This window comes from Delftia acidovorans SPH-1 (assembly GCF_000018665.1).
GTDB lineage: Bacteria > Pseudomonadota > Gammaproteobacteria > Burkholderiales > Burkholderiaceae_C > Comamonas > Comamonas acidovorans.
Map to the genome: position 1 here is coordinate 6,695,001 of NC_010002.1, position 18,373 is coordinate 6,713,373.

The following is an 18,373-nucleotide window of genomic DNA, read 5'->3' on the forward strand; positions in this document are numbered from 1 at the left end:
CGACGCCCGCCAGCAGCAGTCCACGCTCCATGAGGATGGGACCGATCTCCTCGGCCATGGCCTTGTCGTGCTCGCTCAGCGGCTGGGCCACGCCCTTGCCGCCCGCTGCCAGGTTGCCACGCACTTCGTTGCCCTGGGGAATGCGTGCCAGGCAATAGGGAACCGGCTTGCCTCCGATGACGAGCACACGCTTGTCGCCCTGGGTGATCTCAGGCAGGAACTTCTGCACCATGACGCTGCTGGCACCGCCCTGGTTCAGGGTTTCGATGATGCTGCCCAGGTTGCGGCCATCGGCGCCGACCCGGAAGATGCCCATGCCGCCCATGCCGTCCAGCGGCTTGAGGATGATGTCCTGATGCTCTTCATGGAAGGCACGGATGTCCTGTGCACTGCGGGTGACCAGGGTGGGGCCGATGAATTGCGGGAATTCGAGGATGGCCAGCTTTTCCGGATGGTCCCGCAGCGCCCTGGGCTTGTTGAAGACCTTGGCGCCTTCACGCTCGGCCTGTTCGAGCAGGTGCGTGGAATAGAAGTATTCGGAATCGAAGGGCGGGTCCTTGCGCATGAGGATGGCGTCAAAGCCTGCCAGTTCAGCCAGCCCCTCCTGGGTTGTCTCGAACCACTGCTGCGCATCCCCCGTGAGCTGGATGTGCCGCACATGGGCGACGACCTTGCCGCCACGCTGCCAGGAAAGCTGCCTGGGTTCACAGGCCACGATGGAGTGGCCGCGCCGCTGTGCCTCCCTCATCATGGCGAAGGTGGTGTCCTTGTAGGTCTGGAACGATTCGAGCGGATCGGCAACGAAGAGGATTTGCATGGCTTGTGTGCGGAAGGCGGCGGCCCGTGCCTCGCCTATATATAGGAAGCAAAAGGGGGTGCCCGGGCCTGGGCCGCATGTCAGCTGGCCCGTGCACGTCGGTAATGTTGCACAAATAGCGCCAGGCTGCCTGCGACCACGCCCCAAAACGCCGAGCCGACTCCGGCTATCACCACGCCGCTGAGCGTGACCAGGAAGGTGATCAGCGCCGCCTCCCGGTGCTCCTCTCCCTGCAGGGCCGTGGCCAGGCCGCTGCCGATGGAGCCCAGCAAGGCCAGTCCCGCAATGCAGACCACCAGTTCCCTGGGGAAGGCGGTGAGCAGCCCTGTGACCACGGCGCCGAAGATGCCGATGACTATATAGAAGAGGCCGCAGACGGCCGCTGCCGTATAGCGGCGTGATTTGTCCTCATGGGCCTCGGGCCCCATGCAGATGGCGGCGGTGATGGCGCTGAGGTTGAGCGCGTATCCGCCAAAGGGGGCCAGCACCAGGGTGGCGATGCCAGTCATGCTGATGATGCGGGAGATGGGCAGGTTGTAGCCCGTGGCGCGGATGACGGCCACGCCGGGCAGGTTCTGCGAAGCCATGGTGACGACGAACAGGGGCAAGGCCAGGCTCACCAGGGCGGGCACGGAGAACTCGGGCATGGTGAAGACCGGCCAGGCAAGGCCTGCATGCACGGCAGACCATTGCATCTGGCCGGTGAGCGCCACCCAGGCGATGGAGACCGCCAGCGTGGCGATGACCGCATAGCGCGGTGCCAGGCGGCGCGACAGCAGATAGGTCAGCAGCATGACCAGCACCAGGGGCAGCGCGTGCCTGGCGGCGGCAAAGGCCTGCATGCCGAAGTTGGCAAGTACGCCCGCCAGGAGGGCGGCAGCGATTTCCATGGGGATGCGGTTCATGACGCGCTCGAACCAGCCTGTGACACCCACCAGGATGATCAGCCCCGCGCTGATGATGAAGGCGCCGACGGCCTCGCCCATGGAAAAGCCTCCGGCAAGCCCCGCCGTGGCCAGCACGGCAGCGCCTGGTGTGGACCAGGCGACCATGACGGGCATGCGCAGTATCAGCGAGGGCAGCAAGGAGCACAGGCCCATGCCCAGCCCCAGCGCCCAGACCCAGGAGGTGATCTGCTCGGGTGTGGCATGGAAGGCCTGGGCGGCCTGGAAGACCAGGGCCACCGAGCTGGTGAAGCCCACGAGCACGGCCACGAAGCCGGCCGCAAAGGCGGAGGGACTCAAGTCACGGAGAAAGCGCATCGCGCGATTCTGTCACCACAGTCGCGGATCGTGCGATGCGCGGGCGACGCCTACAGCTCGATCTTGGAGCCCAGCTCCACCACGGAGTTGCTGGGCAGGTGCAGGAAGTCGGAGACACGGCTGGCGTTGCGGTGCATCTGGGCGAACAGCTTTTCGCGCCAGGGCGCCATGCGGTGGCTGATGCGCGGGATGATGACATCGCGCGACAGGAAGTAGCTGGTCTCCATGGCGTCGAGCTGGCAGCCCCGGGGACGCAACAGGGACAGCGCCGCCGGCACGTCGGGTTCGTTCTTGAAACCGTAGTTGATGATGACCTGCCAGCAGTCGCTGCCCAGGGCCTCGATCTCGGTACGCTTGTCCAGGCCCACCCAGGGAATTTCGTGGTTGCGCACCGTGACGAAGATGTTCTGGCTGTGCAGCACCTTGTTGTGCTTGAGGTTGTGCAGCAGGGCGTTGGGCACGGTGCCAGGCTCGCCGGACAGGAAGACGGCCGTGCCCGGCACCCGCGCCGGGGGATGGCGCCAGACCGATTCGAGGAAGCTCTTGAGGTCGATGGCATCGGCCTGCAGCTTTTGGTGCAGCAGCTCGCGGCCCTTGCGCCAGGTCATCATCAGCGAGAACACCGTGCCGCCGATCAGCAGCGGGAACCAGCCGCCATCGAACAGCTTGAGCAGGTTGGACGAGAAGAAGGCCAGGTCCACCAGGAAGAAGAAGCCGGTGGCGGCAATGCACAGGGCCAGCGGGTAGTTCCAGCGGTAGCGGATCACGAAGAAGGTCAGGGTGGTGGTGATCAGCATGTCCAGCGTCACCGCAATGCCGTAGGCGGCCGCCAGGTTGCCGCTGGAGCGGAACAGCACCACGGCCAGCGCGATGGCAACGAACAGGCTCCAGTTGACCAGGGGCATGTAGATCTGGCCGGCCTCGCGCACGCTGGTGTGGCGCACTTCCAGGCGCGGCAGATAGCCCAGCTGTATGACCTGGCGCGTGACGCTGAAGGCGCCCGTGATCAGGGCCTGCGAAGCGATGACCGTGGCCATGGTGGCCATCAGCACCAGGGGCAGCAGGGCCCAGGCCGGGGCCATCATGTAGAAGGGATTCTTCACGGCGGCCGGGTTGGCCAGCAGCAGCGCACCCTGGCCGAAGTAATTGAGCGTGAGGGCAGGCATGGCCACGGAGAACCAGGCCAGGCGAATGGGCTTCTTGCCGAAGTGGCCCAGGTCGGCGTAGAGCGCTTCCGCCCCGGTCACGCACAGCACGACGGCGCCCAGAATGATGAAGCTGGTGCCGGGGTTGTCCCAGATGAAGCGCACCGCGAAGTGCGGGCTGATGGCCGCCAGGATTTCCGGATGGCCGGCGATCTGGTGTATGCCCAGTGCGGCGATGGTGGCGAACCAGACCAGGGTGATGGGGCCGAAGAAACGCCCTATCCCTGCCGTGCCGTGTTTCTGGAACCAGAACAGCAGGAACAGGATGACCAGGGTCAGCGGGATCACGGCCTTGGTGAAGTGCGGGGACACCACCTCCAGGCCCTCGACGGCCGAAAGCACGGAGATGGCCGGCGTGATCACGCCGTCGCCATAGAACAGCGAGGTGCCGAAGATGCCGATGAGCAGCAGCACGCTGCGCAGGCGCGGCTTGTCCTTGACGGTCTGCGAGGCCAGGGCCAGCATGGCGACCAGGCCGCCTTCGCCGTTGTTGTCGGCGCGCAGCACCAGGACCACGTATTTGAGCGAGACGATGACCGTCAGCGTCCAGAACAGCAGCGACAGGACGCCGTAGACGTTCTCCTGGGTGAACGGCACATGGCCGGAGCCGAACACCTCCTTGACCGAGTACAGCACGCTGGTGCCGATATCGCCATAGACCACGCCGATGGCGCCCAGGGTGAGCGCGGCCAACGAAGATTTGGTTTTCTGCACAGGTCTATGCGCCATCCCGTGGGGAGATGGCTTCAGTCAATTGAAATGCCGGCATTGTCCGCTGTCCTGATGACGAGCGCATCGGACAGCACCCCGATCAGTCGTAGATTTCCGCGTTGGGGTTGGTCGCCTCCAGCTCATAGCTGGCCGCCAGCATGGCGACCCGGGCCACCACGCCGTACATGTAGAAGCGATTGGGCATGCTGGCACCCGGGCGGGCGCCGATCTGGGGCAGCTGGGTGCTGTGCTGGAAGGCCAGCGGCACGAAGCCGGCACCGGGCGCGTTGAGGTTTTCGTCCACGTCGCGCTCGGGGTGCATGCGGTAGAAGCCGCCGACCACGTAGCGGTCCATCATGTAGACCACGGGCTCGGCCACGGCGTTGTTCATGCGCTCCTGGGTGAGCACGCCTTCCTGGATGATCACGTCGTGCACGGTCTGGCCGTCCTTGATCATGCCCATCTTGTTGCGGCTCTTGCGCGGCAGCTCGGCCAGTTCCTTGGCGTCGCGCACGGTCATCACGCCCATGCCATAGGTGCCGTTGTCGGCCTTGACGATGGCAAACGGCTTTTCCTTGATGCCGTATTCCTTGTACTTGCGGCGCACCTTGGCCAGCAGCACATCGACCTGCTCGGCCAGGCCTTCCATGCCCACGCCATTGGCGAAGTCGATGCCTTCGCTGCGCCCGAACAACGGGTTGATCAGCCAGGGATCGATGCCCAGCAGCTTGCCGAAGCGCTTGGCCACTTCCTCGTAGCTCTGGAAATGGCGGCTCTTGCGGCGCACGCTCCAGCCTGCATGCAGGGGCGGCAGCAGGTATTGCTCGTACAGCTCCTCGACGATGCCCGGCACGCCGGAGGACAGGTCATTGTTGAGCAAGATGGTGCAGGGATCGAAATCCTTGAGGCCGATGCGGCGCTTGCTGCGGATCACCGGCTCCAGCGTCACCGTGTCGCCATGCGGCAGGGTGACGGTGGTGGTCTTCTTCACATCGGGGCTGATGGAGCCGATGCGCACATTCAGACCGGCCATGTTGAAGATGCGCTTGAGCTGCACCACGTTGGCCAGGTAATGGGTGTTGCGCGTGTGGTTCTCGGGAATGATGAGCAGGTTGCGCGCTTCGGGGCAGATCTTCTCGATCGCCGCCATGGCCGCCTGCACGGCCAGCGGCAGCATTTCGTCGGTCAGGTTGTTCCAGCCGCCAGGAAACAGGTTGGTATCCACGGGCGCGAGCTTGAAGCCGGCGTTGCGGATGTCCACCGAGCAATAGAAAGGCGGCGTGTGTTCCATCCATTCGAGCCGGAACCAGCGCTCGATCGCCGGCATGGAGTCGAGGATGCGCTGCTCAAGCTCGTTGATCGGGCCTGTCAGGGCCGTGATGAGATGTGGAACCATAAAGACCCTCTGGGTACGGCGGTGGGGGGCAATTGTAGAGATTGGACCATGGTCTAAGTGTTTTCCCTAGTTTCTTCGGCATCATCGGCGCCAGAAAGCCGGGGAAAGCAGCGCCATGAAGCTGAGGATTTCCAGGCGCCCCAGCAGCATGGCCAGGGTGCAGATCCAGGTCTGGAAGTCGGTGAGCACAGCATAGTTGGAGCTCGGCCCCAGCGCGCCCAGGCCCGGTCCCGTGCAGTGCACGCTGGCCAGCACGGCGGAAAAGGCGGTCACCGGGTCCAGGTCGGTGAGCAGCAGCACCATGCTGAGCGTGATCACGGTGGCGCCATAGACCAGCATGAAGGCCAGCACCGAGAAGATCATGCGGTCGTCCACCACGCCGTTGCCCAGCCGCACGGGCTGCATGGCGCGCGGGTGCACGAGCCGCGTGAGCTCGCGCCGCGCCTGCTTGAGCAGGATGAGCATGCGCACCATCTTGATGCCGCCACCCGTGGAGCCCGCGCTGGTGGCCACCCCCGACAGCAGCAGCATGAGCACGGGCGCGAAGACGGGCCAGCTCAGGTAGTCGACGGTGGTGAAGCCCGTGGTCGTGGCCACCGAGACCACGTGGAAGATGCCATAGCGCAGCGCCTCGACAGGCCCGTACACGCCCTTGGCCCACAGCAGCAGCGCGACGATGAGCCCGCCGCCCAGCAGCACGGCCAGCGTGGCGCGCATTTCGGGATCGCGCCAGAAGCCGTCCCAGCGGCCCTTGCGCATGGCCACGAAGTACAGCGCGAAGTTGCAGCTGGCCAGCAGCATGAAGACCAGGGCGATCAGCTCGATCAGCGGCGAGTCGAAGTAGGCGAAGCTGGCGTCGTGCGAGGACAGGCCGCCCAGGCTCACCGTGGCGAACATGTGCATCAGCGCATCCAGCGGCTCCATGCCCGCGGCCCAGAAGGCCAGTGCACAGGCCAGCGAGAACACACCGTAGACGCCCCACAGGCCCTTGGCGGTCTCGGTCATGCGCGGCGTCAGCTTGGTGTCCTTGATGGGGCCGGCGGCCTCGGCGCGGAACAGCTGGGCACCGCCCACGCCCAGCAGCGGCAGGATGGCCACGGCCAGGATCAGGATGCCCATGCCGCCCAGCCATTGCAGGAAGGTGCGCCAGACGTTGATGGACACAGGCAATGCATCCAGCCCCGTGAGCACGGTGGCGCCCGTCGTCGTCAGGCCCGAGACGGCCTCGAAATAGGCATGGGTGAAGCTGATGCTCAGGCCCACATGGCCCAGGCCCAGCACCAGCGGCAGCATGGCGCACAGCGGCAGCACCACCCAGACCAGGGTGACGAGGATGACGCCGTGGCGCGGCTGCAGCTCGCGCCGGAAATGGTCAAGGCCTACCCACAGCGACAGCCCCACCGCCGCCGTGATGCCGATGGCCCAGGGGTAGATGCGCCAGATGCCGTCGTCGGCAAACCAGGACACGGCAAAGGGCAGCAGCATGGACAGCGCGAACATGACCATGAGCATGCCAAGCACGCGCAGGACGGGGAACAGGTCGCGCATGGGTATGGGCTCAGAAGAAGGTGGCGCTGACGCGGAACAGGTTTTCCACGTCCCGCACCAGCCGCTTGTGGGGCAGGAAGAAGACCACGTGGTCGCCGCTCTCGATCACGGTGTTGCCGCGCGGGATGATGACCTCGGGCTCGGCGCCGGCCGCGATCTCGTCGGCCGGCACGCCTTCGGGAATGCCGCGCACGATGAGGCCGATGTGCGCATCCTCGGGCACGCGCAGGTCCTCGACCTTGCGGCCGACCACGCGCGAGCTCTTGCGGTCGCCGCGCGCCACGATCTCCAGCGCCTCGGCCACGCCCCGGCGCAGGCTGTGCACGGCCTGCACGTCGCCGCGGCGCACATAGGCCAGCAGCTCGCCGAGCATGGCCTGGGCCGGCGACAGCGCAATGTCGATCTGCGTGCCGTGCATCAGGTCGGCATAGGCGCGCCGCGTGATCAGCGAGAGCACGCGCCGCGCGCCCATGCGCTTGCCCAGCAGGCTGGCCATGATGTTGTTTTCGTCGTCGTCGGTGAGGGCCAGGAACAGGTCCACGTCCTCCACGCTTTCATCGGCCAGCAGGTCCTCGTCGGTGGCATCGCCGTGCAGCACCAGCACCTCGGCCGGCAGCAGCGAGGCCAGGTCCTGGCAGCGCTGCTCGTCGGGCTCGATGATCTTGATGTGAAAGCGGCCCGGCACGCGCGACAGCTGCAGCGCCAGGCGCAGGCTGACCTGGTCGCCACCGGCGATCATGATGCGGTAGACGGGGCGCGAAGGCCGGCCCGCGGGCTGGTGGATGGCGCGCAGCACCTCGGCCACATGCTCGCGCGCGGCAAGGATGAAGACTTCGTCGCCGGGCTCGATGCGGGTGTTGCCGTCGCAGCGCACGAAGCGGTCGGGCTCCTCCAGGAAACGCCGGTAGATGGCCACGATGCGCATGGCCAGCTCGGGCATGCAGTCGCGCAGCTCGCCGATGTGCTTGCCGACGGCAGGGGCGCCGTCGCGCGCACGCACCGAGGCCAGCGCGGCGCGTCCGCCCGCGAAGGCGCGCACCTGCATGGCTTCGGGGAACTCGATGAGCTTGCTGATGTAGTTGGTCAGCGATTCCTCGGGGCAGATGATGCGGTCCACGCCGAAGCCTTCCTTGCCCAGCAGCGTCTCGTCATCGCCAAAGCCCGAGGAGCGCACGCGCGCGATACGGGTGGGAATCTCGAACAGCACCTGGGCCAGCTTGCAGCACACCAGGTTGGTTTCGTCGAGCGCGGCGCAGGCGATCAGCAGGTCCGTGTCCTTGGCTCCGGCCTCGGCCAGCACCTGGGGATCGATACCGTTGCCCACGACGCCGCGCAGGTCGAAGCGCGACTCCAGCTCGCGCAGGCGGCGCGCATCGGTGTCGATCACCGTGATGTCGTTGCGTTCGGACACCAGGCTTTCGGCCACGCTGTAGCCCACACGGCCGGCGCCAAGAATGATGATTTTCATGGGTTCATTGCGGTGCTGCGGTGCCGGCGCGGGGCATCCCGGCGCGGGGCGTCCCGGCAGGGTGCCTGCCGGCGCGCAGCAAGGTCCGGTCAGGTGCGGACTTCGCCTTCACCCAGCACCACGTATTTGAGCGAGGTAAGGCCTTCGATGCCCACAGGACCGCGCGCATGGAACTTGTCGGTGCTGATGCCGATTTCCGCGCCCAGGCCGTACTCGAAGCCATCGGCAAAGCGCGTGCTGGCATTGACCATGACGCTGGCCGAGTCCACCTCGCGCAGAAAGCGCTGGGCATGCATGTGGTCGCGCGTGAGGATGGCATCCGTGTGGTGGCTGGAGTAGCGGTTGATGTGGGCGATGGCTTCGTCCACACCCGCGACGATCTTGACGCTGATGATGGGCGCCAGGTATTCCTCGCTCCAGTCCTGCTCGGTGGCCTCGGCCAGTTGGGCACCGGCCACGGACTTCAGGATGGCCAGCGATTCGGGGCAGCCGCGCATCTCCACGCCCTTGGCGGCGTAGATGGCGCCGATCTGCGGCAGGAACTCGGCCGCCACGCCGCGCGCCACCAGCAGGCTCTCGCTGGCGTTGCAGGGGCTGTACTTGTTGGTCTTGGCGTTGTCGGCCACCTTGACGGCCATGGCGATGTCGCAGGGATCATCGACATAGGTGTGGCAATTGCCGTCCAGGTGCTTGATGACGGGCACCTTGGCCTCGCGGCTGATGCGCTCGATCAGGCCCTTGCCGCCGCGCGGGATGATGACGTCCACGTAGTCGGGCATGGCAATGAGCTGGCCCACGGCCTCGCGGTCCGTGGTCTGCACCAGCTGCACGCCGTGCTCGGGCAGGCCGGCCTCGGCCAGCGCCCTGGCCACGAGGGCGGCCAGGGCCTTGTTGGAGTCGATGGCCTCGGAGCCGCCGCGCAGGATGCAGGCGTTGCCGCTCTTGATGCTGAGGCTGGCCGCCTCGATGGTCACGTTGGGGCGGCTCTCGTAGATCATGCCGAACACGCCGATGGGCACACGCATCTGGCCCACGCGGATGCCGCTGGGCATTTGCTTCATGCCGATGATCTCGCCGATCACGTCGGCCATGGATGCCAGCTGTTCGCAGCCCTGGGCACAGGTTTCCAGCACCTTGGGCGTCAGGCGCAGGCGGTCCACCATGGGAGCGGACAGGCCGTTGGCCACGGCGCGGTCGAGGTCACGGGCGTTGTCGGTCTGCAACGGCTCCACGTTCTCCCGCAGCAGGCGCGCCAGCGCCAGCAGGGCGCGGCTTTTGACGGCAGCCGAGGCTCGGGCCATCTGGGCGGAGGCCACTTTGGCCTGAACGCCCAGGTTGTGGGTGTATTCGACGATATTGAGCGCGTTCATTCCGAGATTCTCGCCGAGTTGCGCCCATTTGCGCACCGGGACCGGGCATGCCCCGCGCCGACATGCGGCTGCGATGAGGCCGGGATGCGTCTGCGCACGGCCGCCAGAGGGCAAACCCCGCGTTGCGGCGGCCGGCAGGATGTCGCGGCCACCCTACACTGCTGCCCAGTACGCAGAGGTTTCCCGCCATGTCCACCAGCCACGACACTCTTCTCGCCGCCCAGCAGCTCGCCCAGCTGCACGCCGGCTTCGCCCAACTGGCACAGCAGCAGCTGTCTGCCGCCGTGCTCGGACAGCAGGCCAGGGCCTCATCGGAGTTGCTGCAGGCCCTGCCGCCGCGCTACGGCGAAGTGCTGCTCAATCTGCTGGACCGATTGGAGTCCAGCGCGCTGTTCAGCGAGGAAAGCTGCTCCTTCAGCCAGAAGGACCTGCTGGACAACCTTGAGACCTGGGCCACCAAGGCCCAGGCGCAGCTGGAAAAGACGCGCTAGGAACGGTACGTCAGCCCTTGGCGCCGGCCTGGGCCAGGTCCACGGCCAGGCGGCGCAGGGCCTGCCAGCCGTCGCGCGGCCAGCCTTCGAAGGCCAGGCCCTTGACGATGCCGTCCACCGCGTGGGCCGATTGCAGCAGGCGCGCGGCCTGGGCGTCAGTGATGCGCGGCAGCAGGCGCTCGAACAAGCGTTCCTTGACGCCCCAGATGCGCTGGGCGCGCAGCGCCATCGGCAGGGGCTGGCCTGCGGCCATGGCGTCCCTCACGCGGCAGATGGCGCGGATGTCCTCTGCCAGGGTCCAGTGCACCAGCACCTCGGCCGTGCCTTCGGCCTGCAGGCCATCGAGCATGCGCGAGACGCGCGCCAACTGCCCGCCCAGCACGGCCTCCGACAGCTTGAACACGTCGTAGCGCGCCACATTGAGCACGGCCTGCTCGACCTGGGCCTGGCTCAGTTCACCCTCGGGATGCAACAGCGCCAGCTTCTGGATTTCCTGGTGCGCGGCCAGCAGGTTGCCTTCGACACGGTCGGCAAAGAACTGCAGCGTGCGCTGCCCTTCCTCGCCGGGTGCCACGCGCTGGCCCTGGGCCGCCAGCCGCTGGGCGATCCAGGCCGGCAACTGGGCGCGCTCAATGGGATCGATCTGCAGCGTCATGCCCTGGGCCTCCAGCGCGCTGAACCAGGCCCCCGTCTTGGTGGCCTTGTCCAGGCGCGGCAGCAGGACCAGGGTGAGCGTGCTGTCGTTGCCCCGCGCGGACTCGGCGATCTGCTGCAGCGCGGCGCCGCCGTCCTTGCCGGGCTTGCCCGAGGGAATGCGGATCTCGACGATCTGCCGGTCGGCGAACAGCGACAGCGAGCCACCGGCCGCCAGCACGGCGCTCCAGTCGAAATGCGCGCCGGCCACGGTATAGCTGCTGCGCTCGGTATAGCCGGCCGCGCGCGCGGCGGCGCGGATGGCGTCGGCCGCCTCCTGCTGCTGCAGCGGCTCGTCGCCGTGCAGCACATAGAGCGGGCGCAGGCCCTTGGCCAGATGGCCGCCAAGCTGGTTCAGGGCAAGCTGCATGGGGCTCAGGTCAGGCTCTTGACGGCGGCCAGGCGGCGCAGCAACTGCTGCACGATGTCGGTGCGCATGTCCTTGTAGAGCATGGCTTCTTCGGCTTCCTTGGACAGCGCGTTGGTTTCGTTGTACGTCACATCGCGCTGCTGCAGGATTTCGGTCTCGGGAATCGGCTCGTCGCCATTGGGCGTGCGCAGCTTGAAGCGCACGCGCAGGCGCAGCTGCAACTCGCGCACCTGGCCCAGCGCGTTCATGCCGACGATGACCCGCTCCTGCCGCTCGCTGACGATCTGGAAGATCGCTTCGGCATCGTCGGGCGATGCCGGATCGCGCAGCACGGTCAGCTTGTCGCTGGCACTGGCCAGATTGCGCGACAGCTCCCGCGCTACCGGAGAGCCCCGGCCCGCCTGGATGTACAGCGAGCGGAACACGAAGGTCGGCACCCCCCGCAGGCGAAAGCCGCAGGCCCCCAGCAGCGGAGCCAGGGCCAGGGCGGTGAGCAGGGTACGTTTTTGCATGCTTGGTTCCTTGTGGGCGCCGGGCAGGCCCGGCGCCCAGGGGGTCAGACCACGACGTTCACGAGGCGGCCAGGCACCACGATCACCTTCTTGGGCACGGCACCGTTGGTGAACTTCTGGCATTCCTCGTTGGCCAGGGCGATGCGCTCGATCTCGGCCTTGTCGGCCGTCGAGGACACCAGGATGGCCCCGCGCAGCTTGCCGTTGACCTGCAGCACCAGAGAGATCTCGTCCTGCACCAGAGCTTGGGGATCGACCTGGGGCCAGGGCGCATCCAGCACGTCGCCCAGGTGGGCGGCGTAGCCCAGCTCGCTCCACAGCGCATGGGCCAGGTGGGGCGTGGCCGGGTAGAGCACGCGCAGCAGGATGCCGAAGCCTTCGATCAGCGCCACCTGGGCGCCCGCGTCGTCGAAGGACTTGAAGTCCTCCAGCGCGTTGATCATCTTCATGGCGCCCGAGACCACGGTGTTGTACTGCATGCGCTGGTAGTCGTATTCCACCTGCTTGAGCACGGTGTGGATCTCCAGGCGCAGGGACTTGGCGGCCTTGCCGAACTCCACGTCGTCCAGCGACTTGGCGCCGGCCACGCTTTGCACGGCACCGGCCATGTCCATCTGCGACAGCTTGGCGCCGAAGTTGTAGACGCGGCGCAGGAAGCGGTAGCTGCCTTCGACGGCGGCATCGTTCCACTCCAGCGTCAGCTCGGGCGGCGCGGTGAACATGGTGTACAGGCGTGCGGTGTCGGCGCCGTACTTCTCGATCAGCTCCTGCGGATCGATGCCGTTGTTCTTGGACTTGGACATGGTGCCCACGCCCTCGTAGTCGATGTCCGTGCCCACGGGCAGCAGGCCATCGGCGCTGTCCACCTCGGCCTTGAGCTTGGCGCCCACGATCTTGCCGGTCTCGTCGAACACATGCTCGACATCCTTGGGCCAGAAGTACTCCTTGGCACCCTTGGCCGTGCGGCGGCTGTAGATGTGGTTGAGCACCATGCCCTGGGTCAGCAGCTTGGTGAAGGGCTCATCGACCTTGACCAGGCCCAGGTCACGCATGACCTTGGTCCAGAAGCGCGCGTACAGCAGGTGCAGGATGGCGTGCTCGATGCCGCCGATGTACTGGTCCATGCCGCTGCCGCCGGTGGCGGCATTCTGGTCCCGCATCCAGTACTCAGCACCTTCCGCCACCATCTGCTCGCTGTTCCTGGCGTCGCAATAGCGCATGAAGTACCAGGACGAGTCCACGAAGGTGTCCATGGTGTCGGTCTCGCGGCGCGCGCTCTTGCCGCAGCAGGGGCAGACCACGCCGGCGTGGAAGGCCTCGCTCTTGATCAGGGGGTTGCCCGAGCCATCGGGCACCAGGTCCTGGGGCAGGACCACGGGCAGGTCCTTGGCGGGCACGGGCTGGGCGCCGCAGTCCTCGCAGTGGATGATGGGAATCGGCGTGCCCCAGTAGCGCTGGCGGCTCACGCCCCAGTCGCGCAGGCGCCAGGTGGTTTTCTTCTCGCCAAGGCCCTTGGCGGCCAGCAGTTCGGCCACCTTGTCCACGGCCGCCGCATGGGGCAGGCCGTCGAGTTCGCCGGATTCGATGCAGACAGCGCGCTGCTTGTCGCCGTACCAGTCGGCCCATGCCTCGGTGCTGAAGGTCTCGCCTTCGACCGCGATGACCTGGCGGATGGCGATGCCGTACTTCTTCGCAAAGGCGAAGTCACGCTCGTCATGTGCGGGCACGCCCATGACGGCGCCGTCGCCATAGCTCATGAGCACGTAGTTGCCGACCCAGACCTCGACCTGGGCGCCCGTCAGCGGATGCGTGACGAACAGGCCCGTGGGCAGGCCTTCCTTTTCCTTGACCGCGAGTTCGGCCTCGGTGGTGCCGCCCTTCTTGCACTCTTCGATGAAGGCGGCCAGCTTGGGGCTCGTGGCGGCGGCGTGCAGGGCCAGCGGATGCTCGGGCGCCACGGCGCAGAACGTCACGCCCATGATGGTGTCGGCGCGCGTGGTGAACACGTACAGGCGGCCGTCCTGGATGGGCTGGCCGTCGGCGCCACGGATGTCGTGGGTGAACGCAAAGCGCACGCCGGAGCTCTTGCCGATCCAGTTTTCCTGCATCAGGCGGACTTTTTCAGGCCAGCCGGTCAGCGTGGCCTTGTCGCCACCCACCTGGACATGGTCCAGCAGCTCCTGGGCGTAGTCGGTGATCTTCAGGTAGTAGCCGGGGATTTCGCGCTTTTCGACCGGCGCGCCCGTGCGCCAGCCGCGGCCGTCGATGACCTGCTCGTTGGCCAGCACGGTCTGGTCCACCGGGTCCCAGTTCACGACCTGGGTCTTGCGGTAGGCAATGCCCTTTTCCAGCATCTTCAGGAACAGCCACTGGTTCCACTTGTAGTAGTCGGGGTCGCAGGTGGCGATCTCGCGGCTCCAGTCGATGGCCAGCCCCATCGCCTGCATCTGCTTTTTCATGTAGGCGATGTTGTCGTAGGTCCACTGCGCGGGCGGCACCTTGTTCTTGAGCGCAGCGTTCTCGGCCGGCAGGCCGAAGGCGTCCCAGCCCATGGGCATGAGGACGTTGTAGCCCTTCATGCGCAGCTGGCGCGTCAGCATGTCGTTGATGGTGTAGTTGCGCACATGGCCCATGTGCAGCTTGCCGCTGGGGTAGGGCAGCATGGAGCAGGCGTAGAACTTGGGCTTGGCCTGGTCTTCGGTCACGCGGTAAGCGTCGCGGGCGGACCAGTGGTCTTGCGCTGCGCGCTCAACGTCGATGTGGTTGTATTTCTCTTGCATGGTGCTGCGGCCCAGGGGCCTGACAAGGTGGATTGCCGGAATCAACCGGCGATTTTAGGCCCCCGGCCCGGCCGTGCCCGAAGCCGCCCACAAGCCCGCAGGCGGTACTGCGTCATCGGCGGCCGCTTGCCCGCCTGTGGCACGGGGAAAAGCCGCACTGCGTATGCTTGCCAACTCTGCGGCGCCATGCCGCAGGCGTTCCTCCATCGCCAGCCCGGGCTTGCGCAGGAACCGATGCGCATCTCCCGGGCATGCCGCCACCGCGCGCGGCCTCATGGTGCCGGCCGCAGGCAGGCCGGCACTGCAATGCCCTGGAGTTTTTCTTGCTGAACTGGTCTTTGATTTCCGGCTGGGATCCCGTCATGCAGGCCCTGGCCGCGCTGTGTGCGCTGGTGCTGCTGGCCCGCTCGGCGGGGTTTGTCGTGCAATGGCTGCTGCTGCGTGTGCTTCCGCGCATGCGCAGCACGCTGGTGGAGATGGAATGGGCGCAGGTGCTGCTGCACGACAGCGTGCTGCAGCGGCTGGCCAAGGCCGTGCCTTCGCTGGTCATGCAGTCGGGCGTGCAGGCCATACCGCAGCTGCAGCCGCAGTGGGCCACGCTGATCCTGAACCTGGCCATCGCCTGCACCATCTACCACGTGGCCCGCGTGATCAGCGCCCTGCTCAACGCCATGAACGAGGCGCACGAGCTCAAGGAAGAGCGCAAGGCCACGCAGGCCCACTCGATCAAGAGCTATGTGCAGCTGGGCAAGCTGCTGGTGTTCCTGATCGCCATCGTGCTCATCGTCGCCACGCTGGTGGACCGCTCTCCGCTGTTGCTGCTGTCGGGCCTGGGCGCGGCCTCGGCCGTGCTGATGCTGATCTTCAAGGACACCATCATGTCCTTCGTGGCCGGCGTGCAGCTGGGCTCCAACGACATGCTGCGCGTGGGCGACTGGATAGAGATGCCCCAGGTCGGCGCCGATGGCTTCGTGATCGACATCGCGCTGCACACGGTGAAGGTGCAGAACTGGGACAAGACCATCACCACCATTCCCACCTGGCGGCTGATGAGCGACAGCTACAAGAACTGGCGCGGCATGTTCGAGTCGGGCGGGCGCCGCATCCGCCGCTCGCTGCACATAGACGCCCACACCATCCGCCTGCTGACGCCCGAGCAGCGGCAGAAACTGGCGCTGCTGGAGCCCCTGAAGGACCATTGGACCCGCAGCGGCGACCTGCGCATGGCCGACGCGCCTGCAGGCAGCGAGATGGCCGCGCAGCAACTCAGCAATCTGGCCGTTTTCAAGGCCTATGCATACGCCTACCTGCTGCGCCATCCGCACATCCACAAGACGCCGAACATGTTTTTGCTGGTGCGCACCATGGAGCCTTCTCCCATGGGGGTGCCGCTGGAGCTGTTTTGCTACACCAGCACCACGGTCTGGGTGGAGTACGAGGCCATACAGGGCGCGATCTTCGACCACCTGATCGGCATGCTGCCGCTGTTCGGACTCAGCCTGTACCAGCGTTCCTCGGACCATGGCCAGCATCTGCGGCTGGCGGGCAGCGAGCGCTGGCCCGAAGGGCAGGAATAGGTTCGCGGGCGCAGGCCCGGCGGCGCTTCAGCGCCCGGCGCCGGAGGGGCCCAGGACGGCGGCGGACCGGCCCTCCTGGCTTCGCGCAGGCTCCGCCACGAAGCCCATGCGCGTCAGGCCTGCCGCGTGTGCCCAGCCCATGAGCTCGGCCACGCGGCCATAGGGCACGGCCTGGTCGGCACGCAATTGCAGCTCGGCCTGGGGATTGCGGGCGCCAAGCCGGGCCAGGCGCTCGCGCAGTGCCTCGGGCGTGGTGGGCTGGCCCTGCACCCAGAGCGCGCCCTGCGCATCGACCTCCAGCAGCAGCGCATCGTCCTCGCCCGCTGCCGCCATGGGCTGGGTGCCCTGGGCCTGGGGCAATTGCACGCGCAGGGAGGCGGCCAGCATGGGTGCCGCAAGAATGAAGATGACCACCAGCACCAGCATCACGTCCACCAGCGGGGTGACGTTGATGGCGTGCATGGGCTGGGGGGCGCTCTCCTTGCCGCTCAGTCGTCCGAAGGCCATGTGCGCTCCTGCCTGGCCGCCCGGTCAGGGCGCGTCCATGGGGCCGGCCGGCAGGCCGGCGACGGGCATGCCGTCATCCGGCTGCACCTGCCCGGGCTGCTCCAGGCCGAACATGGCCTGCAGGTCATGGGCAAAGCCTTCGAGCAGGGCTTCCATCTGGGCGGCGGCGCGGCCCAGCAGGTTATAGGCCAGCACGGCTGGCAGGGCCACGGCCAGGCCGGCTGCCGTCATCACCAGGGCCTCGCCCACAGGGCCGGCCAGTTGCTCGATGCCGATCTGTCCGCTGCCGGCCAGCGTGGCCAGCGCGTGGTGTATGCCCCAGACGGTGCCCAGCAGGCCGACGAAGGGCGCCGTGGCGCCCACGGTGGCCAGCAGGGTCTGGCCCCATTGAAGCTGGTGGCTGGCCGACTGCAGCGCCTGGCGCAGGCCGCGCGTGAGGCGCACGGAGCGCGCTGCGCGCCCCGAGAGCGCCATGCCGCTGCTGCCCGTGGGCGCGAGGGCCTGGGATACGGCCCCGGCCATGGGCGCCACCAGTTGCTGGCGATCGCCCTCGGCCATGCGGGCCTGACCCGTGGCCAGGTCCGGCGCACTCCAGAAGGCCGCAATGGCCTGTGGAACGCGGCGGCGGCTGGCGGCCATGAACCAGATCTTCCAGACGATGACCACCCAGCTGGCCACCGACAGCGCCAGCAGCAGCAGCGCCGTGCCGCGCGCCACGGCGTCGCCTTGCTGCCACCAGAGCCAGAGTGGACCGGTCATGGTATTTATCTCGCCCGTATGGCCAAAGAGAGGTATGCGGCGCTACGGCCCAGGGTCTGTGCCATCACAGACCCAGGACATCGTTCATGTCGTACTGGCCCGTTGCCTTGCCAGCCAGGAAGCGCGCCGCCCGCAGGCTGCCCTGCGCATAGCCGGCACGGCTGCTGGACTTGTGCGAGATCTCGATGCGCTCGCCCGTGCCCGCGAACAGCACCGTGTGGTCGCCGATGATGTCGCCGCCGCGCACGGTGGCAAAGCCGATGGTGTTGTCCTCGCGCGCGCCGGTGTGGCCGAAGCGCTCGTAGACGGCGCGGTCGGCCAGCTTCGTGCCCTGGGCTTCGGCGATGACCTCGCCCATCTTGAGGGCCGTGCCCGAGGGGGCATCGACCTTGTGGCGGTGGTGGGCCTCGACGATTTCGATGTCATAGCCGCTGGACAGCGCCTTGGCCGCCATCTCCAACAGCTTGAAGGTGACGTTCACGCCCACGCTCATGTTGGGCGACAGCACCACGGCCGTGCGCTGGGCGTACTCGGCGATGCGGGCCTTTTCCTCGTCGCTGAAGCCCGTGGTGCCGATGACCAGCTTGACGCCCAGCTCGGCGCAGATGGCCAGGTGGTCCATCGTGCCTTCGGGGCGCGTGAAGTCGATCAGGCAATCGGCCTTGGACAGCGCGGCACGCACATCGCTTTCGATGGCAATGCCGCTGGGCTGGCCCAGGAAGGCCGAGGGATCGGTGCCCAGCGAAGGGCTGTCGGCGCGGTCCAGCGCGGCGGCCAGCGCAAGGTCATCGCTTTGCGCGATGGCCTCGATCAGCATGCGGCCCATGCGGCCGGAGGCGCCGGCCACGGCCACACGCAGGCGCTGGTTGTTGCTGGAGGAAGTGGCAGTCGTGGCGTTCATGTCGGG

At 67.0% G+C, this 18,373-nt stretch carries 15 protein-coding genes (1 of these 15 running past the window's edge); 2 read left to right on the forward strand and 13 right to left on the reverse strand.

The window, feature by feature from the left end; translation table 11 throughout:
• From gshB to DACI_RS30355, 7 genes are all read right to left on the reverse strand, one after another.
• Positions 1-817 carry the 5' portion of a glutathione synthase gene (gene gshB / locus DACI_RS30325; protein ID WP_012207791.1) on the reverse strand. Its footprint begins 134 nt before the window's first position, so the window shows 817 of its 951 coding nt (coding positions 1-817); the start codon lies at positions 815-817; the stop codon falls past the left edge of the window.
• 80 nt (positions 818-897) lie between these two features.
• A complete protein-coding gene (locus DACI_RS30330; RefSeq protein WP_012207792.1) occupies positions 898-2,079 on the reverse strand; it encodes a benzoate/H(+) symporter BenE family transporter in 1,182 nt (393 codons plus the stop codon).
• 50 nt (positions 2,080-2,129) lie between these two features.
• Positions 2,130-3,998, reverse strand: a complete 1,869-nt coding sequence (locus DACI_RS30335) for a potassium transporter Kup (RefSeq protein ID WP_043783034.1) — start codon at positions 3,996-3,998, stop codon at positions 2,130-2,132.
• Positions 3,999-4,095: 97 nt separating this feature from the next.
• The gene (gshA, locus tag DACI_RS30340) at positions 4,096-5,391 is read right to left on the reverse strand and encodes a glutamate--cysteine ligase (RefSeq protein WP_012207794.1); all 1,296 of its coding nucleotides are present in this window, start codon (positions 5,389-5,391) and stop codon (positions 4,096-4,098) included.
• Between the two features lie 81 nt (positions 5,392-5,472).
• The gene (locus DACI_RS30345) at positions 5,473-6,939 is read right to left on the reverse strand and encodes a TrkH family potassium uptake protein (RefSeq protein ID WP_012207795.1); all 1,467 of its coding nucleotides are present in this window, start codon (positions 6,937-6,939) and stop codon (positions 5,473-5,475) included.
• A 10-nt stretch (positions 6,940-6,949) separates the two neighbouring features.
• Positions 6,950-8,407: a Trk system potassium transporter TrkA gene (gene trkA, locus DACI_RS30350; RefSeq protein WP_012207796.1), complete on the reverse strand. Its 1,458-nt coding sequence runs from the start codon at positions 8,405-8,407 to the stop codon at positions 6,950-6,952.
• Between the two features lie 89 nt (positions 8,408-8,496).
• Positions 8,497-9,777, reverse strand: coding sequence for a glutamate-5-semialdehyde dehydrogenase (locus tag DACI_RS30355; protein WP_012207797.1), 1,281 nt, complete (start codon positions 9,775-9,777; stop codon positions 8,497-8,499).
• A 188-nt stretch (positions 9,778-9,965) separates the two neighbouring features.
• Between DACI_RS30355 and DACI_RS30360 the strand changes: the two genes are divergently transcribed.
• On the forward strand, positions 9,966-10,268 hold the full coding sequence (locus DACI_RS30360; RefSeq protein WP_013804767.1) for a hypothetical protein: 303 nt from the start codon (positions 9,966-9,968) through the stop codon (positions 10,266-10,268).
• A 10-nt stretch (positions 10,269-10,278) separates the two neighbouring features.
• Here the strand turns inward: DACI_RS30360 and holA are convergent, their stop codons facing one another.
• The 3 genes from holA to leuS are packed head-to-tail and all read right to left on the reverse strand — an operon-like array spanning position 10,279 to position 14,623.
• The gene (holA, locus tag DACI_RS30365; protein ID WP_012207798.1) at positions 10,279-11,331 is read right to left on the reverse strand and encodes a DNA polymerase III subunit delta; all 1,053 of its coding nucleotides are present in this window, start codon (positions 11,329-11,331) and stop codon (positions 10,279-10,281) included.
• A 5-nt stretch (positions 11,332-11,336) separates the two neighbouring features.
• Positions 11,337-11,843, reverse strand: a complete 507-nt coding sequence (locus DACI_RS30370) for an LPS-assembly lipoprotein LptE (RefSeq protein ID WP_012207799.1) — start codon at positions 11,841-11,843, stop codon at positions 11,337-11,339.
• A gap of 44 nt (positions 11,844-11,887) precedes the next feature.
• Positions 11,888-14,623, reverse strand: a complete 2,736-nt coding sequence (leuS, locus tag DACI_RS30375; protein ID WP_012207800.1) for a leucine--tRNA ligase — start codon at positions 14,621-14,623, stop codon at positions 11,888-11,890.
• Between the two features lie 362 nt (positions 14,624-14,985).
• Between leuS and DACI_RS30380 the strand changes: the two genes are divergently transcribed.
• Positions 14,986-16,200, forward strand: a complete 1,215-nt coding sequence (locus DACI_RS30380; protein WP_043783749.1) for a mechanosensitive ion channel family protein — start codon at positions 14,986-14,988, stop codon at positions 16,198-16,200.
• Positions 16,201-16,227: 27 nt separating this feature from the next.
• On the opposite strand, the gene DACI_RS30385 is transcribed toward DACI_RS30380, so the two are convergent.
• The 3 genes from DACI_RS30385 to dapB form a co-directional block, all read right to left on the reverse strand.
• Complete coding sequence (locus DACI_RS30385) at positions 16,228-16,707, reverse strand: ExbD/TolR family protein (protein WP_012207802.1); 480 nt, start codon at positions 16,705-16,707, stop codon at positions 16,228-16,230.
• A 24-nt stretch (positions 16,708-16,731) separates the two neighbouring features.
• On the reverse strand, positions 16,732-17,466 hold the full coding sequence (locus DACI_RS30390; protein WP_012207803.1) for a MotA/TolQ/ExbB proton channel family protein: 735 nt from the start codon (positions 17,464-17,466) through the stop codon (positions 16,732-16,734).
• 64 nt (positions 17,467-17,530) lie between these two features.
• Entirely contained in the window at positions 17,531-18,367 is an 837-nt protein-coding gene (gene dapB / locus DACI_RS30395) for a 4-hydroxy-tetrahydrodipicolinate reductase (protein ID WP_012207804.1), read from the reverse strand.
• Positions 18,368-18,373: the final 6 nt, after the last annotated feature.